This window comes from Arenimonas malthae CC-JY-1, assembly GCF_000747075.1.
GTDB classification, from domain to species: Bacteria; Pseudomonadota; Gammaproteobacteria; order Xanthomonadales; family Xanthomonadaceae; genus Arenimonas; species Arenimonas malthae.
This window is the reverse complement of the sequence record NZ_AVCH01000039.1, coordinates 1-7,544: the sequence shown is the minus strand read 5'-3', so window position 1 is coordinate 7,544 and position 7,544 is coordinate 1. Positions and strand designations below refer to the sequence as shown.

The following is a 7,544-nucleotide window of genomic DNA, read 5'->3' as shown; positions in this document are numbered from 1 at the left end:
GGCAGGATGGCGCGGGCGCCGGGCGCCAGGTCGGCCTGCGCGGGGATCGTCGCCACCGGGATCCAGTCGGCCGGCTCGGCGCGCGCGAAGGCCAGGCCCATGGCCTCGGCCTGGGCAGGGGTGATCGGCAGCGGGGTGGAGGCCGCCGGGCCCGCCGCGAGGGCGAGGGCCAGGGCGAGGGGCAGCAGGGTCGGGAGGCGGGGCACGGGCGGGTCTCCGGGGTCGTTTCACCCCACGATCCCGCGACAAGCTTTGGTGCCGCTTAAGCCGCGCCGTTTTCCAGCGCCTTCCAGCCCGATACGGTGGCCCGGAGCCACCCCGATGCCAGCGAGAACTCCAGTCGAAGCCCCTGCGCCTGCGCCAGCGCGTGCGCCAGCGCCAGTCCGAGGCCGGCGTGCGGGACGCCGCCGATCCCGGTGGCGGCGCGGCCGCCGCGGAAGAAGCGCGTGCCGAGGTGTTCGAGGTCGGCGTCGGCCAGCTCCGGGGCTTCGTTCTCGATCCACAGTGCGCCCGGCCGGGGCTGGAGGGTCACCCGAACCGCGCTGCCTTCGGGCGCGTACTCGAAGGCATTGCCAAGCAGGATGGCGACCAGGCGGGCGCTCATCGAGGCATCGGCGTTGACCCAGTGTTCGGCGGGCAGGGCCATCGCACAGGCGATGCCACGGCGCTCGCGCAGGGCTTCGAGGCGGCGGCAGGCGGTGGCCAGGGTCGCGGCCAGTTCCACCGGCTCGACTTCCGGCTGCACCAGCCCAGCTTCGTGGCGAGCCAGGCTCAACAGGGCCTCGACGGTCTGCTCCATCTCGCCGCCGAGCCGCGCGAGCTCCTCGAGCGAACGGCGCTGCTGCGCGGGGTCCTGGACCACCAGGCTGGTTTCGGTGATCGCGCGCAATTCGGCGACCGGGGTGCGCAGTTCATGCGCCAGGTCCTGCGCGAAGCGGCGTTCACGCGCCAGGTTGCGCAGCAGGGTGCCGATTACTTCGTCGAAACGCCGCGCCAGCGGCTGCAACTCGCTCGGCAGGGAGTCATCGGCGATCGCAGCCCCGGGGTCGGTAAGCCGCACGGCGGCGATGCGGTCGGCCAGCTGGTCGAGCGGGCGCAGGCCCAGGCTGGTGCCGCGCCAGGCCAGCAGGATCGCCAGCGCCAGCGCGAGCGTGACGGTGCCACCGGTCAGCAGGTGCAGGCGTTGTTCGAGCGCGTCGATCTGCTCCCGCTCCTCGGCCACGACCAGCAGCAGGTGGCGGCGCGGGTCGTCGGCGCCGAGCGCATAACGCCGCGCCACGGCCCGGCCGCGATGGCCGTCCGGCAGGGGCAGGTCGTAGTGGAGGAAGCCGTCGGGCCCCAGGCCGGCCGGGCGGTCGAGGTCAGCCGACTGCGCCGAGGCGGAGCGCGCCACCACGCGGCCCTGCGCGTCCCAGGCCTGGAAGAAGTCGCGGTGGCCTTCTTCGCGAAACTCCGGCATCCAGCGTTCGATCGGCTGCGCGCGGTCCACCCGTGCGCCCAGGTAGGCGGCGATGGCGTTCGCGCGCGAGCTCAGGCTGTCGTCGAAGCGTCGGTAGATCTCGCCGTCCACCATGGCGTCGAGCGACACGAACAGCCCGCCCAGGGCCAGCACCAGCGCGCCGGCCACCCCGAGCCCGATGCGCTGGCGCAGCGAGCCCGGCCTAGCGCGCCACATAGCCGAAGCCCCGCCGCGTTTCGATCAGGTCTGCCAGGCCGCCGCGCGCGAGTTTGGTGCGCAGGGTGCTCATCAGGACCTCGATCACCTTGTCCGAGGCCTCGCTGTCGCTGGCGTACAGGCGCTCGAACAGCTGCGTCCGGCTATAGACCCGGCCCGGATGCCGGACCAGTTCCTCGAGCAGGGCGTATTCCTTGGGTGTCAGGCCCAGCGCGCCCATCGGCCCCGAGGCGGTCCGCCGGGCGGTGTCGATCTCGAGGCCGAGGTGCTGCAGCACCGGTGCCGGCTGGCCGGGATGGCGGCGCGCCATGGCCAGCACCCGCGCCCGCAGCTCGTCGAAGGAAAAGGGTTTGACGAGGTAGTCGTCGGCACCGGCGTCCAGGGCGCCCACGCGCTCGCCCACGGCGTCCAGGGCCGAGAGCACGAGTACGCGGGCGGCCAGGCGCCGGCGCCGGATCTCGGCCAGCAGGCTGCGGCCGTCGAGGTGGGGCATCATCAGGTCCAGCACGATCACGTCGTAGTCCCCGGCGTCGAGGAAGGGCAGGGCCGCGCGGCCGTCGCCGGCCACGTCCACGGCCAGCCCGGCCGCGGCCAGGCCGGTGCGCAGGGCCTCGCGGAGGCGCTCGGAGTCCTCGACGACCAGGACTTTCATGGCAAGGCGGGGTTGGCCATCCTTCCAGTGTAGGGGCCAGGCTTTCGCCACGCTTAAGTCCACCCCGGCCCTTGAACACGGCCGGGCCACCCCCAGAACAGGCAGACGGCCCGGGGAGCGGCTGTTCTGTTTATGGAACAGACAGGGAACTTTCGGCCTATTTAGCACTCGAATGACCCGGGTGCTAAACTGAATCCATGAGCGAGGATCGAATGACCACCACGGCTTTGATCGCCAACAACCTGCCGGTTCCCAGCGCGCTGGGTTCCCTGGACGCCTACATCGCCGCGGTCAACCGCGTGCCGGTGCTGACCGTCGAGGACGAGCAGGCCCTGGCCCGCCGCTACCGCGACGAGGAAGACCTGGACGCCGCCAAGGCCCTGGTCATGTCGCACCTGCGCTTCGTGGTGCACGTGGCCCGCGGCTACCAGGGCTACGGCCTGGGCATGGGCGACCTGATCCAGGAAGGCAACATCGGCCTGATGAAGGCGGTGAAGCGCTTCGACCCCGACCAGGGCGTGCGCCTGGTCAGCTTCGCCGTGCACTGGGTGCGGGCGGAGATGCACGAGTTCATCCTGCGCAACTGGCGCATCGTCAAGGTGGCCACCACCAAGGCGCAGCGCAAGCTGTTCTTCAACCTGCGCAAGTCGAAGAAGCGCCTGGGCTGGATGAACGCCGAGGAAGTGCGCGCGGTGGCCAAGGACCTCAACGTCTCCGAGCGCGAGGTGCTGGAGATGGAGTCGCGCCTGAGCGGCCGCGACATCGGCTTCGACGCGCCGGACGATTCCGACGACGATGCCCCGCCGTCGCCGGTGGCCTACCTGCGCGACGCCGGCGACGACCCGGCCCTGGCCTACGAGCGCGCCTCGCACGAGGAAGACCAGCTCGACCTGCTGCGCGAAGGCCTGGCCGACCTCGACCAGCGTTCGCGCGACATCCTCAAGCGCCGTTTCCTGGGCGAGCCCAAGGCCACGCTGCAGGAACTGGCCGACGAGTACGGCGTCTCCGCCGAGCGCATCCGCCAGATCGAGGCCAACGCGCTCAAGAAGATGCGGGCGCTGTTCGCGGCCTGACCGCCGCCAGCGCACGGCAAGAACCGACGGCCCCGCAAGGGGCCGTCGTTGTTTCCGGGGTCAGTCCGGGTCGACCAGCAGGCCGCGCTCGCGGGCGATGTGCGCCAGTTCGCCCGGGTGCCGGGCGCCGAGCTTTTCCATCAGGTTGGCGCGGTGCCGGTACAGCGTCTTGTCGCTGATGCCGAGCGCCGCGGCGACCACCTTCGGCGGCAGGTTCGAGAGCAGGCCGCGCAGGGTTTCCCGCTCGCGCGCGGTGAGCGTGCTGGCCGGCGGCGTGGACGAGGTGGGGGAGAGGTCGGAGCTGAGCACGCGTTCGCCCGCCAGCACGCGGCGCAGGCCGCCCAGCAGCTCCTCGGCCGCCACGGCCTTGCTGAAATAGCCCTGCGCCCCACGCTCGAGCGCGCGCACCACCAGGCCGGGGTCGTCGTGCATGCTCAGCACCACGCAGCGCATCTTCGGGAACGTTTCGTGCAGTTGCATCAGCAGCACCAGGCCGCTGCTCTCGGTGCCCAGGCTCAGGTCCACCAGGGCCAGGTCGGGCGAATGCCGGCGCGCGGCGGCCAGGGCTTCGGTGGGCGTGCCGGCCTCGGCCACCACCTCGAAGCCGTCGGCCTCCTCGAGCAGGCGACGGAAGCCCTCGCGGACGATGGCATGGTCGTCGATCAGCAGGATGCGGTGCATGCGCGAAGTCTCGCAAACGCCGGGGGGTAGCCGCAGAGAAAATTTCCCAGCGATGGCGGGATGGGGCCGCTAAGCTTGCCGACCATGGCGACCCTTGGGCAAATCGACGGCTGGCCCGCGCGCTGGCTGGCCGCCCGCGCCACCAGCCGTGCGCGTTTCCTGGCGCTGGGCGCCGGGCTGGCGGTCGCGACGGCGGCGCTGCTGATGCCGCTGTCCTTCGTGCAGCGCTACCACTGGAACCTGGCCACCGGCGTGCTGTTCGTGCTGGCCTGGTGCCTGCCGATCCGCTGGTGGCCCTGGCTGGCCGGCGGCACCATCGCTTCGCGCATCGCCATGGGCGTCGTCATCGGCGAGCGCAGCGGCTACCACGGCGGGTTCCTGGGCTACTGGGCCGATCCGCTTCAGTTCGTGCTGGGCAACCTGCCCGAACCCTTCCTGGTGATGTCCGGCGCGCTCCTGCTGCGGGCCTGGCACGTGCAGCCCGGCATGCGCGTCGGCATGCGCGTGGAGGGCAAGGTGCACCTGGCGGCCCTGGTGTCGTCGCTGGCGGTGACGCTGAAGGACCTGGCCTATGTGCTCAACGAAGGCATCGTCGCCGACGTGAGGCTGGCCATGGTGGTGGACGCGCTTCCGATCCGCGGGCAGGGCATGTGGCCACTGCTGGGCGAATTCGCCACCACCCACGTGCTGGGCAACATGATCGGCATCCTGATGCTGACGCCGCTGGTGCTGTGGCTGTTCGCGCCGAGGCCGGCGTCGCCGTCCTCGCGCGTGGTGGGCTGGGCGCTGCTGCTGATGGCGCCTGCGATGGCGCTGTTCGTGGCGCTGAGCATCCAGTTCCCGACCTCCGAGTTCGCCGAACTGCTGCGGCGGCTGCTGGTGGCGGTGATCGCCGCCTTCACCATGTGGCATGGCTGGCGCGGCGCGGTGGTGTCGATGCAGATGCTCACCGCCGCGATCGCGCTGGAGGTCTACCTGGCCCTGCCGATGCTTACGCCGATCCTGCTGCAGACCTACCTGGTGGTGACCGGCACGATGATGCTGCTCTTCGGCGGCTCGGTGGACGACTACCGACGGCAGGCGGCCGACCTGCTGCACGCCCGGCGGCGCGAGAACCGCCTGCTGGCGGAGCTGCAGGAGGCGGCGCTGCGCAACCTGCAGCTCGAGGAAAGCGAGCGCCGCCGGCTGGCGCGCGAACTGCACGACGAGTTCGGCCAGAACCTCGCCGCGCTGCAAACCCACCTCAAGCTGGCGGCGCCGCACCTTTCCGGATCCGGCCGGCCGGGCATGGCCGACCTGCTGCTGGAGCTGACGCGCACCATGCAGCGCAACATCAGCCGCGTGCTGGGCGACCTGCGCCCGGCGGGCCTGGAGCAGCTGGGCCTGTTCGGCGAGCTCGACCGCGGCAGCATCCGCCGGCTGGTGGACGATGCCGGCCTGAGCCTGGAAGTGCGACTCGAGGGCGACGCGCGCCTGCTCTCGGCGCTCGACGCCACGCATTCCACCGCCATCTACCGCATGGCGCAGGAATCGATGACCAACATCGTGCGCCATGCCGGCGCCACCCGCTGCTCGCTGCGCATCCGCATCAACCGGCGCAACGGCGCGCTGTGGGTGTTCCTGGACATCCGCGACGACGGCAATGGCCGGGTCGAGGGGCTCAGCCCCGGCAACGGCCTCACCGGCATGCGCGACCGCGTGCTGGCGCTCAACGGCGCGCTGCACCTGCGGCAGTTGTCGCCGGGCCTGCGGCTGCACCTGCTGGTGCGCCAGGACTTGCCGGCTCAGTAGAGGTCGGTCGGGTCCACGTCCAGCGACCAGCGCACCCGACGCGCCGAACGCAGCGCGTGCAATGCCGGCAGCGCCGCGTTGAGCGCCGCATGCAGCGGGCCGCGCTGGGCCGCTTCCAGCAGCAGCTGGCCGCGCGCCATGCCGGCGCGCCGGGCCATGGGCGCCGGCATGGGGCCGTTCACCGACACTCCCTCGCGCCCGTCCAGCGCCGCGCGCGCCTCCTGGAGGAAACCCTGCACCTCGGCTTCGGTGCCGGCCTCGGCGCGCAGCATGGCCAGGTGGGTGAAGGGCGGGAAACCGGCCGCCTCGCGTTCGGCCAGCTGCAGCGCCGCCACCGCCGGGTAGCCGCCATTGAGCAGCGTGCCCAGCAGCGGGTGGTCCGGGTGATGCGTCTGCAGCAGCACCTCGCCCGGCAGCGCGGCGCGGCCGGCGCGGCCGGCGACCTGGATCAGCAGCTGCGCCAGCTTTTCACCGGCGCGGAAGTCGGCGCTGAACAGGCCTTCGTCCACGCCCACGACTGCCACCAGGGTGAGCCGCGGCAGGTCGTGGCCCTTGGCCAGGATCTGCGTGCCGACCAGGATGCCCGGCTCGTCGCCCAGCGTGGCCAGGTGTTCCTCGAGCGCGTTGCGGCGGCGGGTGGTCTCGCGGTCCACGCGCACCAGGCGCGCCGCGGGGAAACGTTCGGCCAGCGCCTTTTCCAGGCGCTCGGTGCCGGCGCCTTGCGGCTGCAGCGCCAGGCTGGCGCAGTCGGGGCAGGCGTTGGGCGGCGTGGCGCGGGCGCCGCAGTGGTGGCAGATGAGGCGGCGGCCGCCGGCGTGCACGGTCATGGCGGCGTCGCAGCGCTTGCAGTGCGCGCTCCAGCCGCAGTCGTGGCAGATCAGCACCGGCGCGTAGCCGCGGCGGTTCTTGAACACCAGCGCCTGCTCGCCGCGCGCCAGGCAGGCGCCCACGGCCTCCAGCAGTGCTTCCGAGAGGCCGTCGCGCAGCGGCCGCTTGCGCACGTCCACCACGCGCACCGACGGCGGCCGCGCGCCCCCCGCGCGCTGCGCCAGCCGCAGGTGGCGGTAGCGGCCGGAAAGGGCGTTGTGCAGCGATTCCAGCGAGGGCGTGGCGCTGCCCAGCAGCACCGGCACGCCGAGCTTGCTGGCGCGCACCAGGGCCAGGTCGCGGGCGTGGTAGCGGATGCCGTCCTGCTGCTTGTACGAACCGTCGTGCTCCTCGTCCACCACCAGCAGGCCGGCTTCGCGCAGCGGGCAGAACACCGCCGAGCGCGTGCCCACCAGCACGCGCGCGTGGCCGCTGGCCATGGCGGCCCAGGCGCGGGCGCGCTCGCCGTCGGCCAGGCCGGAGTGGAAGGCGGCCACGGGCACGCCGAGCCGGGCCCGGAAGCGAGCCAGGGTCTGCGGCGTCAGGCCGATCTCGGGCACCAGCACCAGGGCCTGGCGGCCGGCGGCCAGGCAGTCGGCGATGGCCTGCAGGTAGACCTCGGTCTTGCCGCTGCCGGTGACGCCTTCGAGCAGGATGGGGCGGAAGCCGCTGCCCTCGCGCAGGACCGCCAGGGCCTCGGCCTGGCCCGGCATCAGCACCGGCGGCGCGGCCGGCGCGGGCGCGTCGCCCGGGCCATCGAGCTCCACGCGTTCGGCCAGGCCGCGCTCGGCCAGGCGGCGCATGG

7 protein-coding genes are annotated in these 7,544 nt (G+C 72.6%); 2 read left to right on the top strand and 5 right to left on the bottom strand.

Annotation, left to right across the window (positions count from 1 at the left end; translation table 11 throughout):
* From N790_RS03015 to N790_RS03005, 3 genes are all read right to left on the bottom strand, one after another.
* On the bottom strand, positions 1–206 hold a 206-nt coding region (locus tag N790_RS03015; RefSeq protein WP_043800550.1), incomplete at its 3' end, for a hypothetical protein.
* A gap of 56 nt (positions 207–262) precedes the next feature.
* Complete coding sequence (locus N790_RS03010; RefSeq protein WP_052385648.1) at positions 263–1,675, bottom strand: sensor histidine kinase; 1,413 nt, start codon at positions 1,673–1,675, stop codon at positions 263–265.
* Positions 1,662–2,327, bottom strand: coding sequence for a response regulator transcription factor (locus tag N790_RS03005; protein WP_043800547.1), 666 nt, complete (start codon positions 2,325–2,327; stop codon positions 1,662–1,664). Before N790_RS03005 ends, N790_RS03010 begins: the two co-directional genes overlap by 14 nt.
* Before the next feature lie 197 nt (positions 2,328–2,524).
* Here N790_RS03005 and rpoH point away from each other — a divergent pair, with 197 nt between their 5' ends.
* The gene (gene rpoH, locus N790_RS03000) at positions 2,525–3,400 is read left to right on the top strand and encodes an RNA polymerase sigma factor RpoH (RefSeq protein ID WP_043800545.1); all 876 of its coding nucleotides are present in this window, start codon (positions 2,525–2,527) and stop codon (positions 3,398–3,400) included.
* A 60-nt stretch (positions 3,401–3,460) separates the two neighbouring features.
* Here the strand turns inward: rpoH and N790_RS02995 are convergent, their stop codons facing one another.
* Positions 3,461–4,081: a response regulator transcription factor gene (locus tag N790_RS02995; protein WP_043800542.1), complete on the bottom strand. Its 621-nt coding sequence runs from the start codon at positions 4,079–4,081 to the stop codon at positions 3,461–3,463.
* An 84-nt stretch (positions 4,082–4,165) separates the two neighbouring features.
* On the opposite strand from N790_RS02995, the gene N790_RS02990 reads away from it, so the two are divergent.
* Positions 4,166–5,872: a histidine kinase gene (locus N790_RS02990; protein ID WP_156969905.1), complete on the top strand. Its 1,707-nt coding sequence runs from the start codon at positions 4,166–4,168 to the stop codon at positions 5,870–5,872.
* On the opposite strand, the gene N790_RS02985 is transcribed toward N790_RS02990, so the two are convergent.
* A complete protein-coding gene (locus N790_RS02985) occupies positions 5,866–7,542 on the bottom strand; it encodes a primosomal protein N' (RefSeq protein WP_043800538.1) in 1,677 nt (558 codons plus the stop codon). The two genes, N790_RS02990 and N790_RS02985, sit on opposite strands and share 7 nt — an antisense overlap.
* Positions 7,543–7,544 lie beyond the last annotated feature (2 nt).